The organism is Streptomyces sp. NPDC102514, assembly GCF_055584525.1.
Window position 1 is genome coordinate 560,556 of record NZ_JBVJLW010000003.1, and the last position, 14,992, is coordinate 575,547.

8 protein-coding genes are annotated in these 14,992 nt (G+C 73.8%); 7 read left to right on the forward strand and 1 reads right to left on the reverse strand.

Annotation, left to right across the window (positions count from 1 at the left end; genetic code table 11):
• The first annotated feature begins 89 nt into the window (after nucleotides 1–89).
• From ACZ60E_RS10655 to ACZ60E_RS10675, 5 genes are all read left to right on the forward strand, one after another.
• Nucleotides 90–947, forward strand: coding sequence for a DUF4132 domain-containing protein (locus tag ACZ60E_RS10655; protein ID WP_384804359.1), 858 nt, complete (start codon nucleotides 90–92; stop codon nucleotides 945–947).
• Complete coding sequence (locus tag ACZ60E_RS10660) at nucleotides 944–6,004, forward strand: hypothetical protein (protein WP_469439446.1); 5,061 nt, start codon at nucleotides 944–946, stop codon at nucleotides 6,002–6,004. The genes ACZ60E_RS10655 and ACZ60E_RS10660 overlap by 4 nt, the downstream gene beginning before the upstream one ends.
• Before the next feature lie 61 nt (nucleotides 6,005–6,065).
• Nucleotides 6,066–7,235 (forward strand): ATP-binding protein, encoded by a 1,170-nt coding sequence (locus ACZ60E_RS10665; RefSeq protein ID WP_469439448.1) that lies wholly within the window; start codon nucleotides 6,066–6,068, stop codon nucleotides 7,233–7,235.
• Nucleotides 7,236–7,240: 5 nt separating this feature from the next.
• Nucleotides 7,241–10,888, forward strand: coding sequence for a vWA domain-containing protein (locus tag ACZ60E_RS10670; RefSeq protein ID WP_469439450.1), 3,648 nt, complete (start codon nucleotides 7,241–7,243; stop codon nucleotides 10,886–10,888).
• On the forward strand, nucleotides 10,885–12,687 hold the full coding sequence (locus ACZ60E_RS10675; RefSeq protein ID WP_469439451.1) for a hypothetical protein: 1,803 nt from the start codon (nucleotides 10,885–10,887) through the stop codon (nucleotides 12,685–12,687). The genes ACZ60E_RS10670 and ACZ60E_RS10675 overlap by 4 nt, the downstream gene beginning before the upstream one ends.
• A 22-nt stretch (nucleotides 12,688–12,709) precedes the next feature.
• On the opposite strand, the gene ACZ60E_RS10680 is transcribed toward ACZ60E_RS10675, so the two are convergent.
• Nucleotides 12,710–13,915, reverse strand: coding sequence for a cysteine desulfurase-like protein (locus ACZ60E_RS10680; RefSeq protein ID WP_469439453.1), 1,206 nt, complete (start codon nucleotides 13,913–13,915; stop codon nucleotides 12,710–12,712).
• A 219-nt stretch (nucleotides 13,916–14,134) separates the two neighbouring features.
• Here ACZ60E_RS10680 and ACZ60E_RS10685 point away from each other — a divergent pair, with 219 nt between their 5' ends.
• Both ACZ60E_RS10685 and ACZ60E_RS10690 read left to right on the forward strand, forming a co-directional pair.
• Entirely contained in the window at nucleotides 14,135–14,632 is a 498-nt protein-coding gene (locus tag ACZ60E_RS10685) for a DUF2975 domain-containing protein (protein WP_384804370.1), read from the forward strand.
• Nucleotides 14,632–14,859 (forward strand): helix-turn-helix domain-containing protein, encoded by a 228-nt coding sequence (locus ACZ60E_RS10690; RefSeq protein WP_384804372.1) that lies wholly within the window; start codon nucleotides 14,632–14,634, stop codon nucleotides 14,857–14,859. The genes ACZ60E_RS10685 and ACZ60E_RS10690 overlap by 1 nt, the downstream gene beginning before the upstream one ends.
• Nucleotides 14,860–14,992 lie beyond the last annotated feature (133 nt).

A 14,992-nucleotide genomic window follows, 5' to 3' on the forward strand; every position in this document is an offset into this window, starting at 1 on the left:
AGTCACTGCCGGTGGACTCCGGAGGGGCATTGTCAGTGGTCTCACCTAGAGTTCTCCGCACTTGATCAGTGAAGTGCGGGGAGGCACATATGGGGTGGGTCACGGCCGGCGATTACGAGGTCGGCCTCGACGGCGGAAAGGTGGTGTGCCGCAACGCCGCGGGGCGGCAGTTGAAGTCCGTACCGCCCAAACTCGCGGAGGATCCCGCGGTCATGGGACTGCGGCAGCTCGCCGAGTGGCTGGAGCGGCACGAGCGCCAGTGCCTCACCGACGTCGAGAAGTGGATGGTGCGCTCGCTGCCGGTGCCCTTCGCGGTCATCGCCCGGGTGTGGCCGGATCCGGCCTGGCAGAGCGCGCTCCGCGATCTCGTCGTCACCGGTCCTGACAACAACGAAGTGGCCGGATTCCTGCGGGACGTCGACCTCGATCGCGGTCTCGGTCTGGTCGACCTCGACGGGGACAGCGTGCGTATCACCCCGGAACTCGTCCGCCTCCCCCATCCCGTCCTTCTCGACGAGCTGGAGGATCTGCGGGAGTTCGCGGTCGAGATCGGTGTCGAGCAGCGCGCCCAGCAGCTCTTCCGCGAGGTGTGGCACCGTCCCGCGGCCGTCGACGCCGAAGCCACCTCCGTGGAGGAGTTCGCGGGCGGCGCGTTCAAGCAACTGCGTTTCCTGCAGGGCCGGGTCACCCAGCACGGTTACCGCGTGCGCGGCGGCAACGCGGTCTGTTCCGTGCGGGAGGACTCGCGCGGCATCGAGGCCCGCGTCTGGATCGGCGACTACGACAGTTACGAGCAGACCGAGACCGGCCCCCTGATGTGGACGGACGGCGCGGGCAAGGTGCTGAAGCTCGGTCAGGTGGGGCCCGTCGCCTGGTCGGAGGGCATGCGCATGGCGGCCACCCTGTTCGCCGGGCGTGACATCGAGGACGAGGAGCAGGCGGCATGACCACGTACGCGCACATCGACACGGCCGCACTGCTCGAAGCCGGCGCCGTGCTGCCCCCGGGCACCCACACCGGCGACGACGCCGACACCCTCACCGTGCGGACGTACAGCCATCCCGCGCTGGACGGCCGGGTGGCAGTCCGTCTCGTGCCGGGCACGCTCGGCGAGGCCGAGGACCTGGCTCTGGAGTTCCTGGGTCTGGCCCGTGAGCCGGAGACGCCCGAGGTCGGCCAGGTCCGCCGCGAGACCCTCGGCTTCCCCGCCTGGGCACTGGTCAACGACCCTGCCAACGGCCACCACGCACTGGCGCTGGTCAAGGACGTCGAACGGCTCGCGCGTCAGGCCAAGTCCCGCCCCGGCACGGCCAAGGAGGGCTTCGAGGCACTCGGCGTGCGGCTCGGCCGGGCCGTACCGCACTTCCTGCCGACCTTCTACGAGCAGGCCGCGCGGGTCTTCCTCCAGCACGAGAACACGACGTACGGGGCCACCTTCTTCGGCAAGGCCCGCGAGGCCGAGCGGGTGCACGCGCTCACCGTCGACGAGGAGCGGCAGCGTGCCGTGTTCCTGGAGTTCGCCTTCGCCGGGGCGCTGACGGTCAAGGCGCTCAAGGAACATGTGAAGGATCTCGCCCACCGGCTCGACCCTGCCACGGCGTGGGCGCAGTTCCGGCAGCTGTGCGTGGAGCGCTGCGCGGCCGGCATGCCGCCGTACGCGTCGCTGCCGCAGGACGCCCGGGGTCTCATCAAGGCCGCGGGGCTCGACCGGGTCACCGAGGAATGCGCCTTCGTGGCCGATCTGGTCGCCTCACCCGCCGCGGTGCGGGCGCCCGCCTCCTTCTGGACGGCGTACCGAGCCACCCTGGCCGTCCTCACCGAGCGGCAACCGGCCGTACGGGCCCGGCTGCTGGAGATCATGCCGACCGGCCTGGGACACGACGTCAAGAACGACGAGTTCTGGCTGACGCTGCTCACGGAGAGCGGCGCCGACCGCCTCCTCACCGGCGAGGACGGCGCGGGTGACGCCGGTGACGCGGCCGAGGGCGACGTCACGGCGGACGGCGTCGACGCGGCGGACTGGCTCAGCCGCTGGGCCACCCACCGCAAGCACGGCTCCACGGTCAGCGGGCGCTCCCCGCTCACCCTTCGGCTCGTCGAGCGGATGGCGCCGCGGCTGCGTGCCGACGGCCGGGCCGTGGACCTCTTCACGGGCCGCTGGTACGCCGGTGCCGACCTCGACCTGCTGGACCTGTGCGTGGCGCAGGGCATCCCGCTCGCGATGCCCGCCGCGGACAAGGACGTGCATCTGGCCCTCGACCGCTGGCTCCGCGAGAGCCGGCCCGATGGACGGGACCTGGCCGCCACCGCCGCGGATGCGCGCTGCCGGCCGCTGCTGCTCCGGGCCGTCGGGACGCTGGGCAACGACCGGTCGGTCTCCACGAAGCTGCTGGAGAGCCTGGCCGACCACCCCGTACTGAACGATGTGCTGCGCGAATGGCTGGACGACGCGGCCGAGACGTTCGGCGCGTCGACGGGCCTGCCCGGCGCCCGCGCGGCCCTCCAGCGGCTGCGCCCCTTCCGTCCGGTCGCCGCCCGGGTGAGCCCGCGAGCGGTCGCACGCGTCGCGAAGCACGAGATCGCGCCGCTGCTCGGCCGCACGCTGCGGGCCGGCATCCCCGACGAGCTGGGCTGGCCCGCGCTCGACGAGGCGCTGCGGCTCATGGACAGCGAGACCGGCCGCAACCAGGACGACCAGCTGCGCCTCACGGAGGCCTGGCCCGCCCTGATCCTCTCCCGCGGCCACAAGGTCGTCGTCGTCGGCCCGGACGAGGTGCTCCTCGACCACGCGCTGCGGCTGCCCGTCGAACTCGACCGCTGGACGTATCCGCGGTTCCGCTACACCGACGGTGAACTGCTGGTGATGTGGCGGCAGGACAACAAGCAGTTCGGCTACTGGTCGGCCCGGCCGTCCGACGTGTTCACCCTCGGCGGCGAGCAACTGCCGTACTGGTACGGCAGCGAGGCCACCGATCCCTCGATCCCGCTGACCGGTGGCGGCCGTGCCACCGGCGGACGCACCCTGCACGCCGGCGACACCGTCCTGCCCGCCGACCGTCCCGTCATCGGTGACGGCACGACGTGCTGGCGTCAGGGCAGGCAGGGGCTGCAGCAGGTCTGGCTGGAGTACGACCCGGCCACCGGGACGCACGGGCGTGCCTCCCTGCCCGCCTTCCTCCAGTCGGGCATCCGTGAGGACGCCACGCTCCTGCAGCAGCACTGCCAGGTCCTGCCGCTGCAACCCGGCCTCGAACAGAGCCCGTTCGGCACCGACGGTACGGTTCTGGGCCGCTGGGTGCGCTCGGAGGGCACCGGGGCCGACATACGGACGACGACCGGTACGCCGGACGGCCGGACCGTCACCCGGGCCTCGGCCGACAGCCGGTCGACGGGCTTCGCCCTCGGCGCGCTGCGGCTGCCTGGCGGCGCCGAGCCCGTCGCGGCGCAGTTCCACCAGCAGGTCGCGCTGTTCGCCGCCGAGGACACCTCGGACTCCGGTGAACTCGGCCGCGTGACACCCGGTCAGGGCGGCGGGGAGTTCGCGGCCGGTACGCGGCTCGTACCGCCGGTCGCCTTCTGGCACGCGCTGCGCCCCCGTGACGAGCGGGCGTCCGCCGTGCTGCGGGCGCTCACCGACAAAGCAGCGGCCGAGGTGCTGGCCGCCGCGGACCGGGCCCTGGCGAAGCGTCAGGCCCAGATCCGCAAGGCCGGTGACGCCGTCCACGGTGCCGGTGACGGGACCAGGACCACCGGCGACGGCAAGCCCGTCGTCGCGTCCGCGGACGACTTCGTGCGGGGTGCCGTGTCCAAGGCCCTGCCCCGCCTCGCCGACGAGCGGATGCTCACCGGTGTGTCCGCCCTGGTCCGTGCGGCGCTCCGCGTCGAAGGGTCGGTGGGCACGTTCGTGGAGCCGCCGGTCGAGCGGCCGCAGGCGGACCGCAGACGGACCGAGGGCATGTTCCCCGACTACAGCCCCGTGCACGGCGACGACCGGTCGGTGCGCACGGCCGTCGACGGCCTCGCCGAGATGTGGGGAGGCTGGGGCGGCGAGTCCCAGTGGACCGCCCTGCGCCAGATCCGTTCCGTGAACCACGTCCTGTCCGGAAAGCCCGCGGAGGGCAAACCGCTGCCCGACCTGGCCCGGACGGGCGCTGTCGGTGACAAGTGGCGCAGCGAGGACCACACGATCCCCGGCATGGGCAGCGCGTGGACGTCCCTGCTCGGCTCGCTCCGGCCCCTGGCCTACCGTGCCGCCACGCCCGTGGCGACCGAGGCCGAGCGGGAAGCACTGCTCCTGCTCTTCGAAGCGATCACCGAAGGGCCGCTCGCGACACCCGGAGGCGGGTTGCGCGAGATCGTGCTGAGCGAACCGCACACCAAGCAGCAGCGCGTCGGTCAGGTGCTCCGCCGCAAGGGCCGGACCGTGGTCGTCCTCGGCTGCGACACCGTCGACACCCAGCACGCCCGGGTCAATTGGCTCGCCCTCGACCACGATCCCTCCGGCGCGTTCGGCGCCGTCGCCCACTTCACCCTGCAGAGGGAGACCCCGGTGGTGTCGGCGTTCCCCGAGAACGGGCTCGCCGCCCTCACCCGGCTGATCCGGGACAAGGGCGCCGCCCCGTGGCTGCCCGAGGCGCCCGCCGCGTTCGCCGACGCGACCCGCGGCGGCCTGGGCCCCGTACAGGCCACCGTGCTGCTCGCCGGGCGTCCGCAGAATCCCGGAGCCGACGCCCTCGCGACGATGGGACTCAAGCCCCGGCAGCTGGACCTGGGCAACGGCCGCCTGTCGTCGCTCGGCCGGGAGGACCGGTCCGCGCTGCTGGGCGCCCTGCTGCCCGAGGACCCCGCGGACCTGTGGACCACCGGCCCCGACACCGCGGCGGCGGGCCGGGTGTGGGCCGAGCGGCTCGGCTCCGTCGTCCGGCTGCCCGAGGACCTCGCGGTCGATCTCGCCGGGCTGCCGGCCGGTTTCGCCGAGTCGGTGCTCAACCCGGGGCTCACCCCCTGGATCAGCCGCACCACGGTGCAGCGCCCGGACAAGGACGGCGACCTCGTCGCGGCGGACCCCGCCGCACTGCCCGGGGCGCACGACCTGACCCGAGCGGTGGCCGCGCTGGCCTCACTCGCCTACGCGCTGCCGTACGGGCACCCGCTGCGTGCGTCCCTGCCCGTGGGCCTCGCCGCCCTGCGGCACCGCCTCACCGACCCCGAGCTGCTGCTCGCACTCGATGTCATGTGGACGGAGAAGGGCGGCTCGACGGCGGTCGAACTGCGCAAGGCGTACGGGCTCCCCGCCACCGGGGGCGCCGACGCGCACGGCCTGACACCCGTCGGCGACGCCCTCGCGCTGCGGCCCTGGTACGCCGAGCGGGAGACGGTCCTGCTGCGCCCCACCGCCCTGACCGGTCCGGACGACGCGGTCATCGGGCTCCTCGCGGGCCTGGTGGGTCCGCAGCGCGACGCCGGTGTCCAGTCCCTGCGGGCGATCCTCGACGACGAACTGGCCCACGCGCTGAAGGCCGGCACGGACCCCGAGGGCCCCGCCGGGTACGCCCAGGACCCGGCCGTCGTCGCTCCCGAGCTGGTCGCCGAGGTGGCCGCGGCCCACGGTCTGGGCGAGGACGCGGCGACGCTCTACCTCCAGTTGCTGGCCCTGCCCGATCCGACGGACCGCAACTGCGCCCGCTGGACCGGCTGGAAGCCCACCCGGATGAAGAGGGCCCGCGCCGAACTGGCCGCCACCGACCTGGTGGTCGAGGCGAAGCGACCGCGCGCAGGGCGCACCCTCTTCCTGCCGTGCGGCTGGCGCGACCTCAAGTCCCCCGCCCTGCCGGTGGAGACCTGGAAGGAGAGCCTCTACCCGATACGCGAGAACACGCGTGCCGTGCCGCTCCTCCCGGTGCCCGAACTGTTCGCCCGCGCCTGGCGACGTGTGCAGGACGGCGACGCGCCCGCCTACGAGCAGCTCACCACCCGCGCCACCCGGAAGGGCCGCCGCCGATGACCGCCCACCAGGCGACACCCCTTCTCCCGATGACCCACCGACCCGACCGGACGGACCACCGATGACCACCACCCTGGCCTCCGCCCCGGGCCGCCAGATCACCCCGCCCGAGGACCGGCACGCCACCGAGCTGGCCTTCCTGGCCGCGTACGACGACGGGCCGCGGCCACCCGCGTGGCGGCTCACGCCCCGCGCCGTCGTCACGTTCGTCATGGGCAGCGAAGGTCGGGCCCTGCAGCTGCCCGACGGCGCCCAGGTGCCCGAGGGGGTGCCGCGGCGTCTCGTCGTCGAGGGGAAGTTCGTCGGCGAACGTGCCCTCGTCGAGCGGTGCGTCGTCACTCTCGCCGGTGAGCGCGGGCTGCTCCTCGTCGGCGAGCCCGGCACGGCCAAGTCCATGCTGTCCGAGCTGCTGTCCGCCGCGGTCTGCGGCACCAGCGGCCTGGTCGTCCAGGGCACCGCGGGCACGACGGAGGACCAGCTGAAGTACGGCTGGAACTACGCCCTGTTGCTGGCCCAGGGGCCCAGCCGGGAGGCACTTGTGCCGTCGCCCGTCCTGACCGCCATGACCAGGGGAGCCGTCGCCCGGGTGGAAGAGGTCACCCGCTGTCTGCCCGAGGTGCAGGACGCCCTGGTGTCGTTGCTCTCCGAGCGGCGCATCGCCGTGCCCGAACTGGCGGGCACCGAGGACGCCCTGGCCCACGCGGCGCCCGGCTTCAGTCTCATCGCGACCGCCAACCTGCGCGACAAGGGCGTCTCCGAGATGTCGGCCGCGCTCAAGCGCCGCTTCAACTTCGAGACCATCGGCCCCATCGCGGACCTCGACGCCGAGACCGCACTCGTCCGCAGTCAGGCCCGGGCCTCGGTCGAGCGGGCCGGAGCGCCCTTCAAGGTCGACGACGCCGTGCTGGAAGCGCTCATCACGGCGTTCCGGGATCTGCGGGAGGGCCGGTCCGCGGAGGGCTGGGAGGTCGAGCGGCCCTCCACGGTGATGAGCACCGCGGAAGCCGTGTCCGTGGCGGGCGCCCTCGGCCTCGCCGCCGCCTACTTCCCGGGCGACCGCGATGTCCTCGGCCTGCTGCCGGGCCATCTGCTCGGCGTGGTCCGCAAGGACGACCCCGCCGACGCGGCCCGGCTCCGCGGGTACTGGGACGGCCCCGTCAGGCGCCGCGCCGAGCAGGGTTCCGCCACCTGGCGCACCCTGTGGGACCTGCGCACCGTCCTGGAGGACTGACCACCGTGCCCCTCTCCCCCGAGGAAGCCGTCGCGGCCCTCACCGACCCGGCGGCTCCCTATCTCATCGGCGTACGGCATCACGCGCCCTCCCTGGCCGCTGCCGTGCCCGCGCTGCTGGACGCGGCCGCGCCGGATGTGCTCCTCGTCGAACTCCCCGACGAGATGCAGGAATGGCTGCCCTGGCTCAGCCATGAGGAGACGCGGGCACCGGTCGCCCTCGCCGCCGCTCCCCGCGACGGGGGCGGCGGCCGGGGCCCGGCCTTCTACCCGTTCGCCGACTTCTCGCCCGAACTGGCCGCCGTGCGCTGGGCCGCGCGGCACGACGTGCCGGTCGTCGCCTGCGACCTGCCGCTCGCCGACCGGGCGTGGAGCACCGACCGCGCGGGTACGGACCGGCCCTCGGCCCCGCTGCCGACCGACAGTCCCGCACCCGACCCCACACGGTCACCTGCACCGGCACCGGCACCGGCAACCCAGGCCAGGGCGGGCCTCGCCACCGCCCTGCGCGCGCGGCTGACCGGCCGTACCGGTGATGACCTCTGGGACCGCCTCGTCGAGGCCACCGCCCCGGGCTCACCTCCCGAAGCTCTGCGGCGCGCCGCGCTTCTGACGGGCTGGGCGCTGCGGGAGGCGGCGGCCTCGGGAGGCGTGCCCGAGCTGGACCTACGGCGTGAGGAGTGGATGCGTGCCCGGCTGGCCGCGGCCACCGCGAACGGCGAACGTGCCGCCGTGGTCGTCGGCGCCTTCCATGCCCCGGCGTTGACGGCACCGGCGGCGCCGGCGCCCTCGGGCCCGCTCGCGTCCTCGAAGTCAGCGGGCAGCACCGGCACGGAAAGCCCGGCGCCCTCTCTCAAAGGCACCGCCACCACCGCCGCTCCGGCGGCTTGGACGACCTCCCTCATCCCCTACACCTACGCCCTGCTCGACGAACGGTCCGGCTATCCGGCGGGGATCCGGGACCCGGAATGGCAGCACCTGGTGCTGCGCGCGGCGGGCGATCCGGTCGTGCTGGAGGAGTCCCTGACACGCGCCGCCGTACAGGTCTGTGCCGAACTGCGCACCATGGGCCATCCGTCGGGCCCCGCCGAGGCCCGGGAGATCAGCCGGCTCGCCGGAGACCTCGCCAGGCTGCGCGGCCTGCCCGCGGCAGGCCGGGGAGAACTGGTCGAGGCGGTGCAGACGGTTCTCACACAGGGTGAGCCGTACGGGCGCGGCCGGGCCGTGGCGCGGGCGATGGAGCGGGTGCTCGTCGGGAAGCGCGGTGGCCGTCCGGCACCCGGAGCACCCCGCAGCGGACTCGCTCCGGCGGTGGAGGACGAGTTGGCGGCGTTGCGGCTGCCCGGGCCCGACAGCCGTGGCGCCGACGCCACGCGGGAACTGCGGCTGGACCCGCTGCGCTCCGACCTGGACCGCCGCCGCGAACTGCTGCTGCACCGCCTGACCGTGTGCGGTGTGCCCTATGGAGAGTCCAGGGAATCCGTGGGCGCCGGTGGCACGGAGGCGCTGACCTCGCGCTGGGAGGTGCGCTGGACACCCGCCACCGCGGCCATGCTGACCGCGGCCGGTGTCCGGGGAGTCACCGCCGCGCAGGCCGCCGAAGGTCTGCTGCGGGAACGACGGCGGGCCGAGCAGGACGACGGCGGGCCCACCGCCGCACAGACCCTGCAGGGGCTTCGGCAGGCGGCGGAGTGCGGTCTGCCGGCCCTCACCGACGAACGCCTCACCGAGGTGCGTGACGTGCTGCCCCGGTCCGCCACGCTGCCGGAACTCCTCGGCGCCCTGGCCCTGTTGGACCGGCTGCGGACGGGTCATGTCGCGGGCCTCGATGCCGACGAGGACCGTACCGCCACGGTGGCCGCCGTGGCCGAGTTGCTGACCGCCGCGGCGGTGCGGCAGGTCGACGGCCTCACCGGCTCCGAGGAACCGGCGGACGCGCACGCGCTGGTCGAACTCGCCCATCGCGCCGACCCGTTGGGAGGCATACGGCTCACCGACGCGCTCGCCCGGCTGGCCGCCGACGGCTCCCCGCTGATGCGCGGCGCCGCCGGAGCCGTACGGGTGCTCCTCGGACACGAGGACGCGCGCGCTCTCGGGGATCGGATCGCCTCCTGGGTCGACGGCGCCGTCACGCCCGAGGCCCGCGCCGCCCTCACCGATCGCCTCGTCGGCGTCCTGACCGCCGCCGGTCCGCTGCTGGAGGCGGCGGCTCCCGCCCTGGAGCCGCTGCTCGACCGCGTGGCCGAGATGCCCGACCGGGACCTGCTGGACCGGCTGCCCGCGCTGCGGGGCGGCTTCGACGCGCTCAGTCCCGCGGCCCGCGACCGGCTGCTCGACATCGTCGAGGAGCGTCTCGCCATCACGCGGCTGAGCGACACAGGTGGCGTCGACCCCGTCGCGCTCGCCACCTGGACCCGCGCGGACCTCACGGCCCGCGCCGCCCTGCGGACGTTCGGGCTGCTGCCGCCTCCGCCCGTGGACAAGCTCGTACCGTCGGCGGAGAGTCCCGCACCGCACAAGGCCGATGAGAGAGTTCCCGAGGAACACGTCCTCGGGGCCGCCGATCGCTGGCGGCTCGTGCTCGGCCGCCGTACGGATCAACTGCCCTCCTCCGCTTCGGCGTTGGCGACCGCGCTGGACGAGCTGTACGGCAGCGGGCGCGGCGAGGGCAGCAGGGGCGGGCTGAACGGACCGGGCTCGCGCGGCGGCCGTGAGGCCTCGTACCCGGGTGTGCGCGAGTGGTCCGAGGAGCTTGCCGCACTGTTCGGCCCGGGTATCCGGGAGGAGGTGCTGGCGGCTGCCGCCGCGTCGGGCCGCAAGGACGTCCTCGCCGAACTCGATCCGGCGAGCGTGCGGCCCTCGGTCGACCTGCTGCGTACCGTGCTCCGGCACGCGGGAGGACTGCCCGAGGCACGACTGGCCGCACTGCGCCCCCTGGTACGCCGTCTGGTCGAGGCGCTGACCCGGGAACTGGCCACGCGTCTGCGCCCCGCCCTGCACGGCACGACCCTGCCGCGCCCCAGCCGACGGCCGGGCGGCGGACTCGATCTGGCCCGCACACTGCGCGCCAACCTCGCGACGGCACGCCGCGGCCCGGACGGGACCGTCCAGGTCATTCCGGAGCACCCCGTCTTCCGCTCGCGCGCCAAACGCGCCGCGGACTGGCGGCTGATCCTGGTCACCGACGTCTCCGGGTCCATGGAGGCGTCGACGGTCTGGGCGGCGCTCACGGCGTCGGTCCTGGCGGGCGTTCCGACGCTGTCCACGCACTTCCTGGCCTTCTCCACGGAGGTCATCGACCTCACCGGCCATGTCGACGATCCGTTGTCGCTGCTGCTTGAGGTCAGTGTGGGCGGCGGCACGCACATCGCCGCGGGACTGCGCCATGCCCGCGAGCTCGTCACCGTGCCGTCCCGCACCCTCGTCGTGGTGGTCAGCGACTTCGAGGAGGGCTATCCCATCGGGGGGCTGCTCGCCGAGGTCCGCAACCTCGTCGGGGCGGGCTGCCATGTCCTGGGCTGCGCGAGCCTCGACGACACCGGCCGCCCCCGGTACTCGACCGGCGTCGCCGGACAGCTCGTCGCGGCGGGCATGCCCGTCGCAGCCCTCAGCCCGCTCGAACTCGCCCGCTGGGTAGGGGAGAAAGTCTCATGAGCCTCGACCTGCCTCCGGTCGCCCCGTCCGTGACCGCCGCTCTCGTACAGGGGCTCACCCCCCGCCTCCGCAAGCGGCTGGACGCCGGCATCACCAAGCTCGCGGACCGCCCGTGCGTCCGCGACGGCGACACCGTACGCATCGCCGTCGACGACGACACCCACCTCGAACTGCACGCCCCCGGCGGCAGCGTGACCAGCGCGGACGCGATCCGCTGCGGCTGCCTGCTGGCACCGGACTGTCTGCACCGCGCAGCCGCCGCCTCGGCCGCCCCGATCGCCGAGGCCGAACCGGAGGCGGAAGCGGAAGCGGAGAAGGAGGCGGCAGCGGCGGCGGATCCAAAGCCGGAATCAGCCTCCGGGTCCGGCTCGGACACCGCCGCCGGGTCGGCACCCGGAACCGCCCCCGTACCGGCGGCGGAGTCCGAGACCGTCACCAGCGAGCAGCGCACGGCCGCGCTGGCGGTGTACGACGCCTCGGCCGCCGTGCTCGAAGCCGGTACGGACGGGGCCGGGGCCGTGCTGCAGGCGGAGTTGCTGCGCGCCGCGCACACCGCGCGGGTCGGTGGGCTGCCCCGGGTCGCCGCCTCGGCGGTCTCGGTGGTCACCCAGCTCCGGGCCGCCCGGAGCGCCGATCCGGCGTACCGCCTCGCCGAGCTCACCGCGGCTCTGCGTGACGTCCTCATGACAGCCCATCGCCTTCCGGACGCCACCGGGGCCGAACTCGCCGACCTGCGCGGCACCGCACGGCAGCCCTACGCTCCGGACGGGTCCCTGCGGTTGTACGGGCTGTTCTCCGAGCCCGTCCTGACGGCGACCGGTTACGCGGGCGCGGTCACCTGGACGGCCGGCGCCGACGGCAGGCTCTACACGGTCTCCGATGTCGCCCCGGGCGGTTCCGGCCGGGCCGTGGGTGCGGCCGACCGGGCCGTGCGTGTCGGGGACACGGCTCTCTCCCACCGGGAGCTGTCGCGGGCCGGGCTCGCCGTGTCCGGCGCGACCGTCTCCCCGACGGGCCGACTGGGCGCGGGTGCGGGCGTGCGGGCCGTGCGGGCGGCGGGCGCCGCCTGGAGCGAGGCTCCTCTCGACCGCCTGTGGCAGATACCGGTCGCCGAACAGGTGTCGCGCGCCCTGACCGGCGGGGACGGGCTGCTGTTCCTCGACGTGACCCTCACCGGGACGGTCCGGGAGGCCGCGGGCGACTGCCTGCTCGCCGACTGCGGCGGCCTGACGCTCCGTCTGGCCGCCGCGCACGACCACCCCGCGCTGCCCTACCGGGACAACCTCCGTCTCCTCGCGACCGCCCCGGGCGCCCGCTTGCGCGTCGTCGCCCGCCTCGACCCCTCTCCCGTACCCCGGGCACTCCTGGTCGCCGCGGCCCACCCCCGTGATGCCGGGGCCCATGTCGACCTGGGCCTGGACCGCCTTCAGCACGCGGACCTGCCCACTCCCGCGACGGCCTCCACGGTGTCGGCCGGTTCCTCGCCCGTCCTCCTGGACGAGGCGCCGCTGCATCTGCTGCGACGCCGTGTCCACCAGTCGGCCTCGGCGGGCCGTCGCGTGCTCGCCTTCCCCGGTGACAGCGCTGCCGACAGCAGCCGTCTGAGCCGTTACGGCTTCGCCTGCGCCGGGGACCTCCTCGACGAACTCCACGCGTCTGCGGCGGACCGGTCCCGTGATGTCTTCGGCCGTCTCGTCCCCGCCGACCTCAACCGGTTCGCCCGTGCCTGGCTCGCGGCGGCCCACTACACCGAGGAGGTGGACAGGGCGCTGTGCGCCGCGGCGTGGGGCGCCTCGTGAGAGGGGCGGCCGGACGGTCCCGTCAGCGTGTCAGGAACTCGGCCAGGCCCGTCAGGAACCGCTCGATGTCCTCCGCGCTGTTGTAGGGAGCGAGCCCGATACGCAGACCGCCGGTGTCGCCCAGGCCGAGGCGGCGGGATGCCTCGATCGCGTAGAAGGACCCCGCCGGAGCGTGGACGTCGCGCTCCGCGAGGAAGCTGTACGCCTCCGCCGTCGACCGGCCCTCGAAGGTGAGCAGCACGGTGGGGGTGCGGTCGGCCGCCCTGGAGTGGACCTGGACTCCCGGGAAGGCGGCCAGCCCCTTGTCGAGCTGGGTGCGCAGGCTCTGCTCATGTGCTTCGAGTGCCGTGAAGGCCGCGGCGAGGCGCTGCCGCCGCGTCCCGGTGGCGTCCGTGTCCAGGCCGGCGAGGAAGTCGATGGCCGCCTCCGTGCCCGCGAGGAACTCGTAGGGCAGGGTGCCCAGTTCGAAGCGTTCGGGGACCACGTCGGTGGAGGGCAGGAGCTTGTCCGGCCGCAGTGTCTCCAGCAGTTCGGGCCGGGCCGCGAGCACTCCGTGGTGGGGGCCGAAGAACTTGTACGGGGAACAGACGAAAAAGTCCGCGCCCAGCTCCTCCACGTCGACCAGCGTGTGGGCGGCGTGGTGGACGCCGTCGACGTAGGTGAGCGCTCCGGCGTCGTGTGCCAGGCCGCTGATCTCGGCGACCGGAGGGCGGGTGCCGATCAGGTTGGAGGCGGCGGTGACGGCCACCAGCCGGGTCCGCGGGGACAGTACGGCGCGGATGTCGTCGGCGGTCAGTTCCCCGGTGGCGGGATCGAAGTCGGCCCAGCGCACGGTGGCACCGGCCTGTTCGGCGGCCTGGACCCAGGGGCGGATGTTGGCGTCGTGGTCGAGCCGGGTGACGACCACCTCGTCGCCGGGCGACCACGCCTTGGAGAGGGTGCGGGAGAACTCGTAGGTGAGCTGGGTGGCGCTGCGGCCGAAGACGATCCCCGTCGGCCGCGCTCCCAGCAGGTCGGCGAGGGCCCGTCGGGTCCTGGTGACGATGGCTTCGGCGTTGCGCTCCCCCGGCGTCATCCGGCCCCGGATCGACAGCGGCTGCCCCATCGCGTCGGCGATCGCCCGGATGACGGGCTGCGGGGACTGGGTGCCGCCGGGGCCGTCGAAGTGGGCGATCCCTGCGCTCAGCGCCGGGAACCGGGCGCGGAGGGCGGTGATGTCGTACGTCACGAATGCTCCTGTCGGTGCCATGCCGGGCCAACCGGCTGTGCTGGGGGCCGGCCCTGCCCGTCGAGTCCGGCCGCCTTTGCATCGTGATCGTTCTCCCCGCCCGCCACAAGGGGCCCCTCTGCGTCAGCCGGGGTCCCCCTGAGGCCCTTGCGCGTCAGGCCGTCCAGGAAATCCGCGAGATCGATTGATTTTCGATCGATACCCATCGATAATCGATGGATGCATCAACTCTTCATTGCCGTACTCCGGGTCGGCATACTCACCACGGTCGCCGTCGGGCTCTTCGGCCAGATCGTGGTCATTCCGACGACGGCGGCCGACGAGGTCGAGCGTTTCCCGCCCTACGCCCCGTTCGCCACGCCCTATGTGACGATGGCGATCATCGGCGTCGCCTGTGTCCAGGTCGCCCTCTTCGCGGTGTGGATGCTGCTCGACATGGTCCAGCGTGACGCGATCTTCACGGCGCTGGCCTTCCGCTGGGTCGACATCGTCATCGGGTCCTCGGTCGTGGCGACGCTGTTGGCCGCCGGGGCCGCCGTGCACATCCTCCTGGCCGACATCCCCTCTCCGGACGACGGCATGGAGCTCCTCGGAGTCCTGGGGGCCGCGGTCATGGCTGTCGCCGTGGGAGCGGCTTTCGCGATGCTCACCGTCATCATGCGAGGACTCCTGCGCAAGGCGACGGACCTGGAGACCGAGATCGCAGCGGTCGTCTGATGGCGATCATCGTCGACCTCGACGTCCAGCTGGCCAGGCACAATCTGTCGGTCGGCGAGTTCGCCGCCGCCGTCGGGATCACGCCCGCCAACATTGCCGTGCTCAAGAACGGCCGCGCGAAGGCGGTGCGGTTCACGACCCTCGACGCGATCTGCCGCACGCTCGACTGCCAGCCCGGTGATGTGCTCCGGTGGGTGCCGGACGACGACACCGACCATCAGATGTGATCCGTGCCGGTCCGCGCGAACGCGAACCTTGTGCGTTCCCCGTGCGTTGTCCTTGAAGGCCGCTCTCTGTCGGCCGGGCCGCGTTCGGCCGGAGTCAAAGTCGGGTTCGGGTTTCGAGTCGGGTTCGGAGTCG